16 protein-coding genes, 1 tRNA gene and 1 pseudogene are annotated in these 14,413 nt (G+C 68.8%); 4 read left to right on the top strand and 14 right to left on the bottom strand.

Annotated features, from left to right (window positions below):
• The first annotated feature begins 65 nt into the window (after positions 1 to 65).
• Positions 66 to 139 (top strand) — tRNA-Pro (locus E1286_RS13995).
• A 706-nt stretch (positions 140 to 845) separates the two neighbouring features.
• Here E1286_RS13995 and E1286_RS13990 read toward each other — a convergent pair.
• From E1286_RS13990 to E1286_RS50185, 5 genes and pseudogenes are all read right to left on the bottom strand, one after another.
• Positions 846 to 1,068: pseudogene (locus E1286_RS13990) on the bottom strand (transposase); the annotation flags it as partial.
• Positions 1,069 to 1,134: 66 nt separating this feature from the next.
• Positions 1,135 to 1,353, bottom strand: coding sequence for a helix-turn-helix domain-containing protein (locus E1286_RS13985; protein WP_132612452.1), 219 nt, complete (start codon positions 1,351 to 1,353; stop codon positions 1,135 to 1,137).
• On the bottom strand, positions 1,350 to 1,481 hold the full coding sequence (locus tag E1286_RS51260; protein WP_281282675.1) for a hypothetical protein: 132 nt from the start codon (positions 1,479 to 1,481) through the stop codon (positions 1,350 to 1,352). Before E1286_RS51260 ends, E1286_RS13985 begins: the two co-directional genes overlap by 4 nt.
• A 497-nt stretch (positions 1,482 to 1,978) precedes the next feature.
• A complete protein-coding gene (locus tag E1286_RS13980) occupies positions 1,979 to 2,581 on the bottom strand; it encodes a protein-L-isoaspartate(D-aspartate) O-methyltransferase (protein ID WP_246074846.1) in 603 nt (200 codons plus the stop codon).
• Positions 2,582 to 2,705: 124 nt separating this feature from the next.
• Positions 2,706 to 2,969: a transporter associated domain-containing protein gene (locus E1286_RS50185; protein WP_246074844.1), complete on the bottom strand. Its 264-nt coding sequence runs from the start codon at positions 2,967 to 2,969 to the stop codon at positions 2,706 to 2,708.
• Here E1286_RS50185 and E1286_RS50180 point away from each other — a divergent pair.
• Entirely contained in the window at positions 2,940 to 3,185 is a 246-nt protein-coding gene (locus tag E1286_RS50180; RefSeq protein ID WP_246074842.1) for a hypothetical protein, read from the top strand. The genes E1286_RS50185 and E1286_RS50180 overlap by 30 nt on opposite strands.
• Before the next feature lie 276 nt (positions 3,186 to 3,461).
• Here the strand turns inward: E1286_RS50180 and E1286_RS13970 are convergent, their stop codons facing one another.
• From E1286_RS13970 to E1286_RS13935, 8 genes are all read right to left on the bottom strand, one after another.
• Complete coding sequence (locus E1286_RS13970) at positions 3,462 to 4,109, bottom strand: histidine phosphatase family protein (RefSeq protein WP_132612446.1); 648 nt, start codon at positions 4,107 to 4,109, stop codon at positions 3,462 to 3,464.
• The gene (locus tag E1286_RS13965) at positions 4,106 to 4,849 is read right to left on the bottom strand and encodes a phosphotransferase (RefSeq protein ID WP_132612444.1); all 744 of its coding nucleotides are present in this window, start codon (positions 4,847 to 4,849) and stop codon (positions 4,106 to 4,108) included. Before E1286_RS13965 ends, E1286_RS13970 begins: the two co-directional genes overlap by 4 nt.
• Positions 4,850 to 4,907: 58 nt before the next feature.
• Positions 4,908 to 5,420 (bottom strand): P-loop NTPase family protein, encoded by a 513-nt coding sequence (locus tag E1286_RS13960; RefSeq protein ID WP_132612442.1) that lies wholly within the window; start codon positions 5,418 to 5,420, stop codon positions 4,908 to 4,910.
• Between the two features lie 62 nt (positions 5,421 to 5,482).
• Positions 5,483 to 5,836 carry a hypothetical protein gene (locus E1286_RS13955; RefSeq protein ID WP_132612440.1) on the bottom strand — a complete coding sequence of 118 codons (354 nt, stop codon included), beginning with the start codon at positions 5,834 to 5,836 and terminating at the stop codon, positions 5,483 to 5,485.
• Between the two features lie 220 nt (positions 5,837 to 6,056).
• Positions 6,057 to 7,142 carry a serine hydrolase domain-containing protein gene (locus E1286_RS13950; RefSeq protein WP_132612438.1) on the bottom strand — a complete coding sequence of 362 codons (1,086 nt, stop codon included), beginning with the start codon at positions 7,140 to 7,142 and terminating at the stop codon, positions 6,057 to 6,059.
• A complete protein-coding gene (locus E1286_RS13945) occupies positions 7,142 to 7,570 on the bottom strand; it encodes a YybH family protein (protein ID WP_132612436.1) in 429 nt (142 codons plus the stop codon). Before E1286_RS13945 ends, E1286_RS13950 begins: the two co-directional genes overlap by 1 nt.
• Complete coding sequence (locus E1286_RS13940; protein ID WP_132612434.1) at positions 7,567 to 8,010, bottom strand: SRPBCC domain-containing protein; 444 nt, start codon at positions 8,008 to 8,010, stop codon at positions 7,567 to 7,569. Before E1286_RS13940 ends, E1286_RS13945 begins: the two co-directional genes overlap by 4 nt.
• A complete protein-coding gene (locus E1286_RS13935; protein ID WP_132612432.1) occupies positions 8,007 to 8,345 on the bottom strand; it encodes an ArsR/SmtB family transcription factor in 339 nt (112 codons plus the stop codon). The genes E1286_RS13940 and E1286_RS13935 overlap by 4 nt, the downstream gene beginning before the upstream one ends.
• A 476-nt stretch (positions 8,346 to 8,821) precedes the next feature.
• Here E1286_RS13935 and E1286_RS13925 point away from each other — a divergent pair, with 476 nt between their 5' ends.
• On the top strand, positions 8,822 to 9,568 hold the full coding sequence (locus tag E1286_RS13925) for a sensor histidine kinase (RefSeq protein ID WP_132612428.1): 747 nt from the start codon (positions 8,822 to 8,824) through the stop codon (positions 9,566 to 9,568).
• Between the two features lie 753 nt (positions 9,569 to 10,321).
• Here E1286_RS13925 and E1286_RS13920 read toward each other — a convergent pair.
• A complete protein-coding gene (locus E1286_RS13920) occupies positions 10,322 to 12,940 on the bottom strand; it encodes an ATP-binding protein (protein ID WP_187368161.1) in 2,619 nt (872 codons plus the stop codon).
• A gap of 64 nt (positions 12,941 to 13,004) precedes the next feature.
• Between E1286_RS13920 and E1286_RS13915 the strand changes: the two genes are divergently transcribed.
• Positions 13,005 to 14,126: an epoxide hydrolase family protein gene (locus E1286_RS13915; RefSeq protein WP_223189940.1), complete on the top strand. Its 1,122-nt coding sequence runs from the start codon at positions 13,005 to 13,007 to the stop codon at positions 14,124 to 14,126.
• The last annotated feature ends 287 nt before the right edge of the window (positions 14,127 to 14,413 follow it).

Here is a 14,413-nt window from a genome sequence, read left to right as displayed (position 1 = left end):
AGGCGGTCACAACCATCCCGGAAGTGGGCTAGACTTCTTCAAGCACGCACACGACGGGCGTGCGCCGGGGTGTAGCGCAGCTTGGCAGCGCGCTTCGTTCGGGACGAAGAGGTCGTGGGTTCAAATCCCGCCACCCCGACACTGTAGTTGCAGGTCAAGGGCCTGATCGCTGGCGACAGCGGTCAAGCCCTTGATCGTTCGTTAGCGTGGCGTTAGTGGTTTGAACCCGATCATGTGACTACCGCTAACCCCAGACGGCACTAGAAAGCACCTGATCTCGTGTCCGATTGAACGTGGCTTCCACCAGGCGCTGCTGGCTGGCATCGCGACCCAGTCCTTGATCGACACGCACGTCCCCCTAGCCTAGCGACGGTCCTGCCGTCGATCTCTGGCTGAATAGGCCCGTGCCAGCCAACGGGCGCCTTGCTAGGCGAGCATGTGAGCGACCCTCGAAGGCTCAGCGTCTTCGCCACAGTGAGGGTGCGGGACCTGGTCGACCACACACGCCGGACGCCCTCAACGCCGTTGTAGGCCGCTGCGCCGACCAACTGCGTCTGCGCGGCGCGATGCCACCACTCCGAGGGCCGCGAGCCGGCGATTGGTTACGCCTGGTTTCACGGCCCGTGGTGGGTAAACAGCGGGAAGGCTCCGCAAGCCGGGCCGGTGTCGATGTGGGCCCAGGGCCCGGGGCGTAGAGGCGGTGTACCTTGGCGTCGGCCCTGGCGCCTGTAGTGGTGCCAGTGCCGGTCTGCCACCATTCGCGTGACCTGGGCGACCTGCTTAATCCCGTCCAGGACGAGGGTGCGATGGGCGGTGATGGCCAGTACGCAGCCGGCATGTGCGGGGATGCCGGCCTGCGCGCAGCGAGCGGAGTCTGCCGGCCAGAAATGTTCAGGCAGGTAGAGCCGACGGTCAATGAGCGCTCTGCCAGCGGGGTGGCATAGGCCACAAGGACGCCGATCTGGCAGTTCTCGGTCTTGCCGGTGGTGCCGGAGTGCTGGCATTGCACTCCGGCCGAGGTGTCCTTCTTTTCGAAGCCTGTTCGTCGACGATCGGCACGCCGCCGGGCCGAGTTGCTCGATGGTGTAGGCGTGGACGGCGTCGGCGTCCTAGGGTGCAACGCGATTACGAAGGTCAGCTCACTCTCTCGTCCGTTTCCACCCCGAGGACCTTCATGAGGTCAGCGGTGCAGACCCGATAGAGATCACCGATGCGGATGATCCGAAAGGGGAACTCGCCGTCACGGGCGAGTTGGTACGCCTTGGACCGGCCGATTCCAAGGACACGGGCAGCGGTCATCAGGTCGATGGTGGGTGGCAGATCCTGCAGATCGCGAAATGTCATAGCCTTCATGCCGCCGCTCCAGGACGGCTCGCGCAGTCTGCCGAGCCTGCAAGCATCTTGGGCAGCACGTGCTGCGCGTCGCCGTGGTAGATGGCCGCCTGGCTGTCGTGCCAGTACGGCTGCCTCAATACGGTCATCGGCAGCCTCCGACCGTCCGCGCCACCCACAGTTCGGTTCAATTCAATTCAATCCCGAACCGGAGCCCAGATCAACGACATTCGGCGAGTCTTTACTATTAAGTCGCGCCAAAATAGCGGTCAGTCCAGCACATCAAATACAAGGAAAGAAGCGAAATGGTGGTACCCATATCGGCCAACCAAGAGATGCGGAGAAAATAAGTCGGAGAGCACAGATAAATGCGGCACTAGATAATTGACTAATAGAGCTCGAGAATAAGGCCGCCCAATCCCTCTCCTAGATGCTGAGCTAGCCAGCACAGTCGGCGCAGCGACTGGCCGCCCCTATTCAGCTTTGACCTGGAGCTATGTCATCGCCCCGGTCGGCCGCTCTCAAGTGGCCGGCCACTGGTCCACGACTGGTCATCCGAGTGGCCAAGGCGGACGGCGTTTTCTAAGTTCGCGCGATGCCGGCAGTACGGGCCTCTGGAGCCGTGAGGTCAGAGCCTGATCAGCGCTCAGGCGTACGTGCCGATAAGGGGGACGAAGTTGGCGGCCACGAGTGACCGCCGCCGCAGCAAGCGGCCGCCTCTCTTGCCGTACACGGTGACCATGTCGGCCAGTGCCGTGGTGATCGGCATGACCAGCCGGCCACCTTCGGCGAGCTGCTCGGCCAGCGGATCGGGCACTCTGGTGGCCGCTGCGGACACGATGATCGCATCGAAGGGAGCAAGGTCTGGTAGGCCTGCCGTGCCGTCACCCACCACCACCTCGGCGTTGGCGACGCCCAGGGCGGAAAGATTCGCCCGTGCGTGGTCGGCCAGGTCAGCGTGGCGTTCCACGGTGTAGACCGTGCCGGCCAGACGCGCCAGTAGGGCGGTCTGGTAGCCGTACCCCGTGCCGATCTCCAGGACGGTCTCCCCGCCCGACAATCGCAGCGCATCGACCATCTCGGCGACCAGCGACGGCTGAGTGGTGGGCTGCCCATGGCCGATCGGAATGGGCTCGTCCAGCCCGGCGCGCGCGGCGTGAGGCGGCGGCACGAACCGCTCGCGCGGCGTAGCGGCGACGGCGGCCAGCAGCCGAGGGTCGGTCACCCCCTTGGCCCGGATAGCCTCCATCAGCGATGGGCCATCCATGCCTGTCCGCTTCCCGCCGCCCGAGGAGCGACACCCGTTCTTCCCGCCACGCGGAACAGAGCCCTGCCTCTAACCTCCGCGCGGGCGTGCCAGGGACGTGCTGAGGTCAGGCGGTTCGGCTGGCCTCGGCTTCGTGCTCGACCCCGCCGGGACCGGCTGCCGCGTCGTCTCGGATGGGAGTTAGGCGGACCTGCGTAATGGCGTGGCCTTCGACGGCCTGAACCCGCAGCTGCCAGGCTCCGGCAGTGACGGTTTCGCCATGGGTGTCGGGCACGTGGCCGAGCATGGTCAGGATGAGGCCCGCGATGGTGGTGTAGTCACTCTCGGGCTGCTCCTCCAGATGGACGTCGAGGTCAGGCAGGTCGTGCACGGGGAAGGTGCCGGGCAGCAGCAGGCCGCCGTCGGGCTCGCGGACCGCGTTTACGACGTCGCGGTCGGTTTCGTCGTAGATCTCGCCGACGACCTCTTCCAGGAGGTCCTCGAGTGTGACGATGCCGTCGACCGAGCCGCGTTCGTCGATGATGAGGGTGACCCGCGTCGCGGTGAGCCTGCTGTTCGGCGGGGGAACCCTCGATCAGTTGCGTAGCGCGTTGCCCCGGCATGACGGTCAGCAGTAACGAGAGGCTGTCCGGATCGGCGTGGATCAGGGTCGGGGCGTGTTCACCGAGGGACGGGACCCAGGTGGAGTAGGCGTGGGCCTCCGCGTGGAACCGTTCGTGTGCGGTGTGGCGCTTGAGCATGTAGCGCTGTCCGTCGTCCGCGGCGAGGAGCCGGAGGTGCGACGGCAGGTCGGGACACGGAAGCGGCCTGACAGGGCCGAGATGGTGGCGGGCCAGAGCCAGCGGGTCGCTATCGGTGCTGCTCATGAGCCGGCCGACTCATGCAGGTGGGCGGTGTCGTTGTGGCAGAGCAGCATCCATCGCTCGACACCGAACCGGCTGCGGTGCAGCTGCCAACGGGTGATCGAGGCATGGTCGACGGTGAAGCTGCTCGTCAGGCCGGGACGTAGATCGAGCAGGAGAGCGTGCGCGGCGAGTACGGTTTCACCGTGGGCGGCGAACAGGACGCGTTCTCCCTGATGGTTTCGGATGAGATCGGCCAGGACCGCGCCGGCGCGTTTGAGATAGCCGTTCCAGGTGTCGGAGCCCGGCGCCCACGATTGATCAGGATGAGCGTGCGGGCCTCCCTGGAACGCGGTCTTCACCTCGTGCCAGGGTTTGCCGTCGGCATCGCCGTGGACGGGGCCGTCCAGCGCATGACTGGTGATCAGCGGCAGGTCGACGGCGTCGGCCAGGATGCAGCCGCTCTCCCGAAGCCGCTGGCGAGGTCCGGCGTACACCCGGGTGAACGGGTTCGTCTCGTGTTCGAAGAGGAGGCGGGCGGCGGTCAGCGTCATCTGCGTGCGGCCGAGGTCGGTCAGTCCCGTGCAGGTACGCGGGCCGCCGACGACGCCGTCCACATTGCATCGCGCCTCTCCGTGGCGGATGAAGATCAGTTCGGTGGAGATCACTTCAGGTCCTCCAGGAGGGGACGGACGCCCGGCCACGGATACCGGTAACCGCCCTTACCGAGATAGGGCAGGGTGAGCAGGTGATGCATTTCCGCGTGAGCGCGGAACTGGTCGATGAGGACCGGCGGCAGGCCGGCAACCATGAGCGGCTCGTTGTAACGAGCCAGGTAGGTCGTGAAGATCTCGGGCGGGAGAGGGCCGTACGTCATGGCCAGGGTGACCAGCAGCTTGGCAAGGTCGTAGCCGAACGGCGCCAGAGTCAGACTGTCGAAGTCCACCATGACGGGGCCTTCAGCGGTGATGAGGACGTTGCGCGGATTGGTGTCCTTGTAGAAGGCGACCGGGGTGGCACGGTTGATCGCCAGGGGCGACTGCACGTCAGACACCTGTTGGGCGCTGATCAGCCCAGCATCACGGTGTCTGCGGAGAGCTGCGATGCGCGGAGCGACGAAGTCGGACAGCTTCCGGCCACCGGCCAGCGGATGTGCGGCGGTCAGGATCGCACGGTGCAGATCGCTCTTCCAGGCTGCGGCATGGGCACAGCCGAGGTCGGTGGCCACGGCCGGAGCGTCGGCGACGAGGGCGTGGCGGCCCTCGACCAGGACGAAGTCGATGTGGTCCCAGTGAACGGTCACGATCGACGGGAGCCGCAGCGGTCCGGCGTGCTCCTTGAGCCATGCGTGGTGGGCGACGGTCTGTTCGAGCGCCTCGCGGGTGGCGTACGGCTTGCTGAAGATCACGGCCGGTCACCTCCTCCGGCGGCCGGCGTCGCCGCACGGCCGGCGCCGCCCCTGGGGGTCAGCGGCCGGCGGCCACCCGCTCCAGCCAGCGGCGCGTCTCTGCGCGGCTGGTCAGGTACACCACCTGCTTGCCCGCGGCGAGCTCGTTGATCTTCGCCAGCACCTTGGGCCGCATGCGTCGCCGGTAGGTCGCCACGTACGAGACCACGCCCCAGTGGATGCGGTTGTAGACGCCGGAGCCGTGCTGGCCGGCACCGTGCCGGAGCTGGCGGGAGAAGATGCCCCACAGGGCGGCCCACGTGGGGACGTCCATCATCACCACGGTGTCGCACGCCGCCAGCCGGATGTGCAGCGAGGAGTTGTGGTTGCCGTCGATCACCCAGCGCGGCTCCGCCACCAACTCCCGCTGGGCGGCCTCGAACTTCTCCGGCGGAAGCGGGTTCCACTCGTCGTCGTAGTAGACCGCGTCCAGATGGACGACCGGCACCTGCAGCAACCGGCCGAGCTCGCGCGCCACGTGGGACTTGCCGCTTCCACCGGATCCGACGACGACCACCCGGTTCATCTGCATGGCGCTCCACGATAGTCGGAAAGGACGAGGTCAGAGGGCCCCGAGGCCCTGTGCGGTCGCGTTCATCGGCAGCTCCGGAGCGCACCGAACTCGCCCAGAATCGCCTCCAGCATCTGCAGCTGACGGCTGAGTCGGAAGACGTCGAGTTTGGCCAGGCAGGCCGCGATCAGGTCGGAGTGTTCAACCGTTCCGGCGAGGAACATCAGCCGATGCACCGCGATGATCACGTCGCTCGCGTCGTTGACGATCAGCTCATCGGGGACGAACTGGTCGACGTGCGCGATGGTGGACGGTGCCAGCGGCACACAACCGGCCAGGACGGCTTCGAAGATCCGCTGAGTCATCTGGCCCGTGGCCGCGTAACGGTTGGGGAGCAGCAGGATCGTGGCCAGGCTTTCGCCGTAGATCTGACCCACCCTGCCGAACGGCACCCTCCCGATGAGGCTCACCCAGGGCCAGCGTCGGGTGTTGTGCCACTTTCCGGCCGCTTGGTGCCGCGCATGGGCCGCTGCAGGGGGCCAAAGGCGGAGAGTTCGACTTGGCATAGCGCAATGGCATTACGGCCATATTGGGATGCTGGGCTTAACTGGCTCTTCACAGACGAGGGTGTAGGCGATTCGGCCCGCGCGGCCGGTATCAGGCGGGCGGGCCGATCTCGGCGGTCACGACGTCCGAGAGGCGTTGTGCGGTGCCGAAATCTGGGGTGAGGCGGTTCTTGGTAACCGCGAACGACGTCCCCGTGGCGGGGTTGGCGTAGGCGTAGCTGCCCCCTCCGCCGGGCCAGCCGAACGTGGTCGGTGCCTTGTCCGCTGGGGCGCCGACGAGACCAAGCGGGTAGCCCAGGCCCAGCCGCGCGGAGTTGCCGAAGACCTGGTCGATTCCCTCGAAGGCGACAGTCGACAGCTCCGCCATCTGGTCCGCGGCGAGCAGCCGGCCGTCCAGGATCGCCGCGTACACGGTCGCGATCCCCCGTGCAGTGAAGGTGCCCACTGACGGGACGTCGGCCTGGAGGAAGTCGGGGCTGTTGCCCATCGACGCCCGGGGTTGCCGTTCCCACGGCGCCAGGATGCTGTCGTGCCCCGGCGGTTCGGCCAGATGTGGCTCGGTGTCCTCCAGCCGGGCGAGCCGGGCGAGCTCGGTCGGGGGCACACCGAAGTACAGCTCACCGACGATCCCGAGGGGCGCGGCGACCCAGTCCTGCAACAGCTGCCGCACCGGCTGCCCGGTGACCCGGCGCGCGATCTCGCCGACCAGGAAGCCGAAGGTGAAGGAGTGGTAGCCGGTCCGGGTGCCGGGTCGCCACCGGGGTTCCGCGCCGGCGATCGCCGCGCAGACCCGTGGCCAGTCGGCCAGGTCGGTGGGGCCGAGTCCGCCGGGCATCGCCGGCACTCCCACTGTGTGCGTCAGCACCTGGCGCAGCGTCGCGGTTTCCTTGCCGTGCATCCCGAACTCCGGCCACACCTCCGCCACCGGCGTGTCGTAGTCGACCAGGCCGCTCCTGACCAGCAGGTGGGCGATCAACGCGGCCACGCCCTTGGCGGTGGAGAAGCTGAAGAACAAGGTCTCCGGGGTTACCGGCCGTCCGGTCCTACTGTCGGCAACGCCGGCGACGGCGTCGACGACCCGATGGCCCTGGTGGTGGACGGCGACCTGCATGCCGGTTTCGGCCCCCTTGGCGACAAGTTCGTCCAGGACGTCCTGGACCCGGCGCTGGAGGGTCATCAGAGCTCACCGCGCAGCACGGCGTGGCCGGTGTCGGCGTCGAAGGGCACTGACGCGTGCTCGTGAACGATCGTCCAGGCGCTGCCCTGCCGGCGGAGGCAACTCGTCGCTCGCACCCACATGGCGACCTCGGTGCCGTCCCGCATCGTGCCGCTGATCCGGACAAGGAAGTGGCAGAACGCGAGATCGGCTCCGGCGGTGATCTCCAGGTCGCGGATCTCGTGCCCGATCCCGGTGCGGTACGACGCGATCCATCTCTCCACCCGCCCGGTCGGGTCCTCGCCACGGCGAACGAACGGGCCGACCGCGTCGTACAGCACGAGGTCGTCGTCGTAGTCGGCGGTCGCGGCGGCGGCGTCCCGGCGGTCGAACGCCCGGGTGCGGGTCTCCAGCAGCTCGCGGATCTGCTGTTCGCTGTCCGCCGTCATCGCTGGGCCACCTGACGGCCGAGAGCGTCCAGCCAGTCGCCGGTGCCCCGCTCGCGCCACTCGGGCTGTTCCTGGTCGTTCAGGAAGGTGCCCTGTTCGGTGAGCACCAGGCGGGTCCCGTCGCCGTCGCGGTCGAACCGCACGGTGGTAAGCGACACGGTCGACAAGACGCCCCCGGTGAACAGGGCCGTGGTGTAGACGATGCGCTGGTCGGGGAGGATGTCGTGGTATTCGCTCCTGGCGACGAGATCGACCCCGTCGCCGCCGTGCACGGCCTCGGTGCCGCCGACCCGGAAGTCCAGCGAGTAGCGGGTGTCCTCGGCCGCGAACCACTTCGCCTTCGTGTCGCGGTCGGACCAGGCCGCGAAGACCGTGGCCGGCGAGGCGGCGTAGGTCCGCTCCAGTGTGAACGTGCTGTGTTTCACCGAGTGGTCGGTCATGATCCTGACTCCTCCGTCTGGTCGTCGAGAACCGCGCCGAGGCGGTCCAGGCGGTGCTCCCACGCCGTGCGCTGACGCTGCAACCACGCCTCGGCGTTGCGGAGGCCGGCCGGATCGATCTGGCAAGTGCGGACCCGACCGACCTTCTCCGACCGCACCAGCTCGTTGTCCTGCAGCACCTGGAGGTGCTGGACCGTCGCGGCGACGGTCACCCCGAGCTGGGCCGCCAGCTCGCTCACGGTGGCCGGGCCGCGGGTCAGGCGTTCGATAACGGCTCGCCGGTTGGCATCCGCGAGCGCGTGGAACACTCCGTCCGCTGCCTCACGCTTAAGCATGCACTTAACCTTAACCGCCGGACCTGGAAAGTCAAGTGGTGGCTTAAGTGTCTTTCAGGCTCCAGGGTGCAGTCGGGGTCAACCCGCCGGTCCCGAGCAGGAGTCTGGCGATGTAGTTGATGAGGTGCTACCCCCTTGGCGACGTCTCCCTCGGTGATCGTGGCGTTCCAGGTGGCCTCGGTCAGTGTTCGGGAGGCGACGTACTTCGGCAGGGCGTTCATCGCGGCGGCATCCTGGTCGCCTGCCGCCTCCATCGCGGGGCCGAGCCGGTCTGCACCGACGCCCGCGGCTGATGACGCACCAGGGTGCTCGCCAAGCACCTGACCCAGCAACTCGCTGGCGCGGCGACAGGCCGGCCTGCACACCGCGTCCGCCGCACGACTGCAGCAGTTCGACACGGGCGCCGGTTAAGCTGATGGTGGTTGTTGCAGTGGATCTTGCAGGCGCACACACGATGGCTGAAGGAGGGAGTCCGCATGAAGCCGCTCAACGATCTGCGTGAAAGCCTGAACGAGCTCGACGAGATCGAGAGCCACGTCGCCATCATGCGCCGGAAACTGGACCAGGCGATCGACTGGCAGCGACGGTTCGAGGCAGCTGCAGCACACGAATTGCGCACTCCCATAGCGGGGCTCCGCGTGAAGCTGGAGGCCGCCCGACTGCACCCTGGTGAGATCGACATCGAAGAGATGCTCGAACGCGCGCTCCAGGACGTGGGCCGACTGCAGGGGATCGTCGACGATCTGCATCTGCTGGCCCAGATGCAGGCCGCCAACTTGGCCACCGAACGGACGCCGGTCGATCTTTCCGAACTTGTCCGCGAGGAGGTCTCCCGGCAGGCCGAGCACGGGTTCAAGGTCCACGTGGACGAGAAGCTCGTGGTCGACGCCTTCGCACCCAAGCTGCGTCGCCTGCTCACCGAACTGCTCGACAACGCCCGGCGGCACGCCCGGCAGACGGTACATGTGCAGGTTCGCCGGAACGGCGGCCAGGCAGAGCTGATCGTCGCCGACGACGGTGAGGGAATCGCCGAATCCGACAGAGAACGGATCTTCGAACGGTTCGCCAGGCTGGACGAGGCCCGTTCCCGCGACCGTGGAGGCACAGGCCTCGGCCTGACCATCGTGCACAACATCGCGACCGCCCACGACGGAACGGTGCACGTCGAGGACTCTCCCGTTGGCGGCGCGTCCTTCGTGGTCCGGCTTCCGCTCGCCGCCTGAACCTCCCGGCCGGCGAGCCAGGTAACAGCTGGGCGGTGCTCGTGATTGCGATCTGAACCTTACTGGTGTCGCCTCGTGCCAGGGTGAAGGGCTCACCGCTCGGATCGGCCCGATGGACGCAATGTGGCTCTACGCGACTGCAGTCACTTTCGTGTCCCCAAAAAGGTTTTTGCACGTAGACGATCGAGCGCCTGGGCAAGGCGTGCGCGGGCTGCCTGGTGGCCTGGTGCAGAAGGGCAACGACGGACGGCCCTCGCTGCTGGCCTCGCTGCTGGCCTCGCTGCTGGCCTCGCTGAAGCGAGACCGGGCGCGGCGGGCTGGACTCGCTGCCGACGGAGATCGCCGATGCTTCTGCTGGTCGCTCTGGTCACAAGATCAATGCCCGTGAGGAGCGGCGGGTGGAGCGGCAGCTAACGGCGGAGCCGAAGAAGGTCCGTGGCAAGGAGGCATCCTCTTCCGGTTGGCGGACGCGGCAATGGGTCACCCGGAGGAGACTGTGCGCGCGGCGCTATTCCCGGTGGTCGGGGAGTACGCTGCGCGACCTGGTGGCGGAGGCGACGGCAAACAGCCATACGTCGGGGCCGTGCACGTTCAGGCAACGTGCGGGTTGTTGCGCACCTGGCGCGTCTGGTCACCCCGCCATGTCGACGATCCTGTACGGGGGGACCCGGCCGCGTGGATCGTCAGGATCTCCACGACGGCCGACCGGCTCCGGGTGCAGGCGGCCCGCGCTCGCCTGTCCGTGAACGGCTGTCAGCTGCTGAGGGTAAGGTCGGCGAGCTGGGCGCGTGCGGTGACGCCGAGCTTCGGGAAGGCCTTGTAGAGGTGCTGCCCCACGGTTCTGGGGCTCAGGAACAGGTGCGCGGCGATGTCCTTGTTCGACAGCCCTTGGGCGGCCAGGTGGACGATCTGTCGTTCCTGCGGGGTGAGCTGGGCGAAGCGGTCGCCGGTGTTGCGCTGGGTGCTCCAGCCGGTCGCGCCCAGCTCCGTGCGTGCCCGGTCGGCCCAGGGGCGCGCGCCGAGCCACTCGAACGTCTCCAGCGCTGCCCGCAGGTGCTCCTGCGCGTCGCTGGTCCGGCGGCTCCTGCGCAGCCATTCGCCGTACAGCAGTTCGGTGCGGGCGCGGTCGAAGGGCCGTTCATGGGCGGCGAGCGCGGCACGGAAGTGCGCGTCGGCATCCGGGGTGGTGGACAGCAGGGCGCGGCAGCGGGAGACCAGGGCGTCGGTCCACCCCTGCCGCAACACGCCGGCCCAGGATTCCAGGCGGGCGAACGGCTCGGCCGCGCGGGCGCTCCTGCCGCTGCGCAAGGCGGCCTCGACCAGGTCGGGCACCAGGTGCATGGCGGAGGTTCGGTTGCGTGCCTTGCCGTACACGAGCGCCTCCAGGCCGAGCAGGGCCTGCTCCGGACGGCCCTGGCCGAGGTCGAGGAGCCCGAGCGCGGCCGGATTGGCGGTCGCGGGATCGAGCGGGTCTCCGTGGACGGCGGCGAGCTGGTCCAGGAGCGCGGTGGCCAGGCGTGACCAGGCGGGCTGTCCGGTATCCGCGGCGATGCTCACGGCCTCCTCGGCGAAGCCGCGCGCGTCGGCGTAGCGGCCGCGGACGTACTCGACGCGGGCCAGGAAGGTCAGCGCCTGCGGCAGCAGCCCGACCCGGCCCTCGGCCCGCAGCGTGGCGGTGGCCGCCAGGGCGAGCTGGTGGGTGCGGGCGTCGTAGTCGGCCAGGCCGAGCCCACCGATCAGCAGCAGCCCGCGGCGGTCAGGTCCGGCCTGGGCCCGAGCGGACTCGACCACATCGGCCAGCGGCGGCAGGCCGGAGGAGGGGCGTCCGAGGGCGAGCGCGACGAACCAGCGGCAGAGCTGGTGGACCGCGACGACATCGGCGTCGGGCGGCACCCGCAGCGCGTCGAGCTGCTCGGCCGTGCGGTGGGCCATGTCGCGGTCGCCGTCGAGCCAGATCATGGAGGCGGCGTCGAGCAGCAGCCAGACGGCCGAGCTCGGGTCGGCGGCGGCCAGGTGGTCCACGCCGACTGACAGCATCGCGTGCGCGCCCTGCAGGTGCCCCTCGCCGTAGTCGCAGCAGGCTCGCACCCGGATCAGCCGGGAGGTCAGCTCCGCGCCGGGGTTCCCGGCGCCGAGCGCCAGGGTTCTGGCCCGGTCGAAACGGCCGCTGAACTCGGTGGCCTCGGCCGCCAGGGTGAGCCTGCGGGCGCGTTCGCCGGCCGAGGGGCTCAGCGCGGCGGCACGTTCGTAGGCCGAGGCGGCCGAGGCGTAACCGCCGCGGGCGTGGGCGCGGGCGGCGGTCGCCTCCAGCCGCGCCGCCACCTGCTCATCAGCCGTCAGCGTGGCGGCAGCCATGTGCCAGGCGCTGCGGTCGGCGTCCGCCGTGCCTTCCAGGACTTGGCTGAGGGCGTGATGGACGGCCAGCCGCCGGGCAAGCGGCGTCCGCTGCCAGACGGCCGCCCTGACCAGCGGATGCCGGAACTCCAGCCGCGATCCATCGGCCGTATGGATCAGACCGGCCCCGCTGATCTCTTCCAGGTGTTCCGGGGCGCAGCCCAGCGCGCGCCCGGCCGCCAGCACGATCGCGGACTCCGCGGTGGCGTCGGCTGTGGCGACCTGGAGCAAGGCGCGGGCCGCTGCGGACAGCCCGTCCACCTGGTGGGCGAAGGCCTCCTCCAGCCGGGCGGTGAGCGAGAGCTCCCCCTGGCTTTCACCGGATTTCGGCAGTTCCAGGAGCGCGAGCGGGTTTCCGGCGGCCTCGGCGAGAATCCGCTGCCGGAACTCGGCGGACAGCGGGCGGGCGGCGGAGTCGAGTACCTCACCCGAGGTCGTCTCATCCAGGCCCGCCAGCTCCAGCACCGGCAGGCCCGGCGCCTGGAACCCGGTGCGGGCGGCCAGCAGCATCGCCACCCCTTCGGCGGCCAGCCGCCTGGCCGCGATGACCAGCGCGTCCGCCGAGGCCCGGTCGAGCCACTGCGCGTCGTCGACCAGGCACAGCACCGGGCCTTCCTCTGCCAGCTCCGCGAGCAGCGACAGGACGGCCAGCCCGATCAGGAACCGGTCGCCCGTACCGGCCGGGCCGAGCCCGAAGGCGCCGCGCAGCGCGGCGGCCTGCCGCTCGGGGATGCTGTCCAGACGGCCGAGCGCCGACCTGAACAGCAGGTGGAGCGAGGCGAACGGCAACTCCGCCTCCGCCTCGATGCCGGTCGTCCGCAGGACATGCAGGTCGCCGGCCACCGCGGCGTGATCCAGCAGGGCCGTCTTGCCGATGCCCGGCTCGCCGAGAATGACCAGGGCGCCGCTGACACCCGCCCGCGCGTCACCAAGCAACCCGTCAATGGTGCGCGACTCGCGCTCTCGCCCCCGAAGCATGTGCCGGATATTACCTATGTGACGACTCATGCTGCTGTGCCCGGTTCTGCCTAATGTCGTGGACATGAAGCCATTCAGCGTGAACATTGCCCAGGCCGACCTGGATGACTTGCACGAACGGCTTCGCCGCACCCGATGGACCCGCGAGATCGCGGGACAGGGCTGGAGCCGGGGCGTGCCGCTCGACTACCTCAAGGGACTGGTCGACTACTGGCTCGCCGACTTCGACTGGCGGGCGGCTGAGGCCGAGTACAACACGTACCCGCAGTTCGTCACCGAGATCGATGGGCAGTCCATCCACTTCTTTCACATCCGCTCCAGCTCCGAGGCCGCCCTGCCGCTGCTGCTCCTGCACGACAACCCAGGCGGCGTGATCGGATTCCTCGACGTCCTCGAACCGCTGTCGCGCCACTTCCACCTGGTCGTGCCGTCCTGCCCGGGCGTCGGCTTCTCCGGCTACCTCGCCTCGCCGGGCTGGACGGTCCCCCGTACGGCTGCCGCCTTCGCCGAGCTGATGTCCAGGCTCGGCTACGAGCGGTACGGCACGCAGGGCGGCGGTGGAGGCGCCAACCTGGGGCTGGAGCTGGCCCGCCAAGTGCCCGAGCGGCTGATCGGCGTGCACGTCAACGCCTACGTCGCCTTCCCCTCCCCGGACCAGACCGAGTTCACCGCCGACGAGCAGCGGCGCCTGGGCGCCATGCAGACCTTCATGCAGGACGGCCTCGGCTTCAACCAGATCATGTCCACCCGGCCGCAGACCATCGCCTACGGCCTGACCGACTCGCCGGTCGCGCAGCTCGCGTGGATCGTCGAGAAGTTCAAGGAATGGACCGACTCGGCGGCCGAACTGCCCGAGGACGCCTTCTCCCGCGACCGGATCCTGACCGACGTGAGCGTCATGTGGTTCACCGCCACCGCCGGCTCGGTGGCCAACCTCTACTACGAGGTAGGCCACGACCCGGGTGCCTACGCGCCCAAGCCGCGGGTGACGGTTCCCACCGGGGTGCTCGTGGCCAGGGAAGACGTCACGATCCGCCGCTTCGCCGCGCGTGACGCCGACGTCGTGCGATGGACCGAACTGGCCGGGGGCGGCGCGTATCTGGCGCTCGAGTCGCCGGAACTGCTGGTCGAGGACGTGCGGGCTTTCTACGCCACCCTCACCACCACCGGCGACGCCGGGGAGTAGCAGTCCGAGCGATCACCATGCCCCGGACGTGGCGGGGACTCGGCCGAGCATGATCCTTGCGACCTGGCCGAACCGCTCGCGCCGATCTCCGTCACCCTGTACGGCCCGGCGGCTGATCGAGTTCATCACCCTGACGTGTTACACGCGGTGGTGTGGGCGAGGCCTCATCGGCAGCGCGTCGAACCGTGCGAAAGAAGGGCAGTAGCCGGTCGATCTCGAGGTCGACCGCTTGCTGTTCGACAACCTCGTGGACCGCTTCGGCGCCCTCATCGGCCCGGCCTGGCCCG

The organism is Nonomuraea terrae, from assembly GCF_004348995.1.
GTDB lineage: Bacteria > Actinomycetota > Actinomycetes > Streptosporangiales > Streptosporangiaceae > Nonomuraea > Nonomuraea terrae.
The sequence above is the reverse complement of the archived record's forward strand: the minus strand, read 5'-3'. Positions and strand labels throughout refer to the sequence as shown.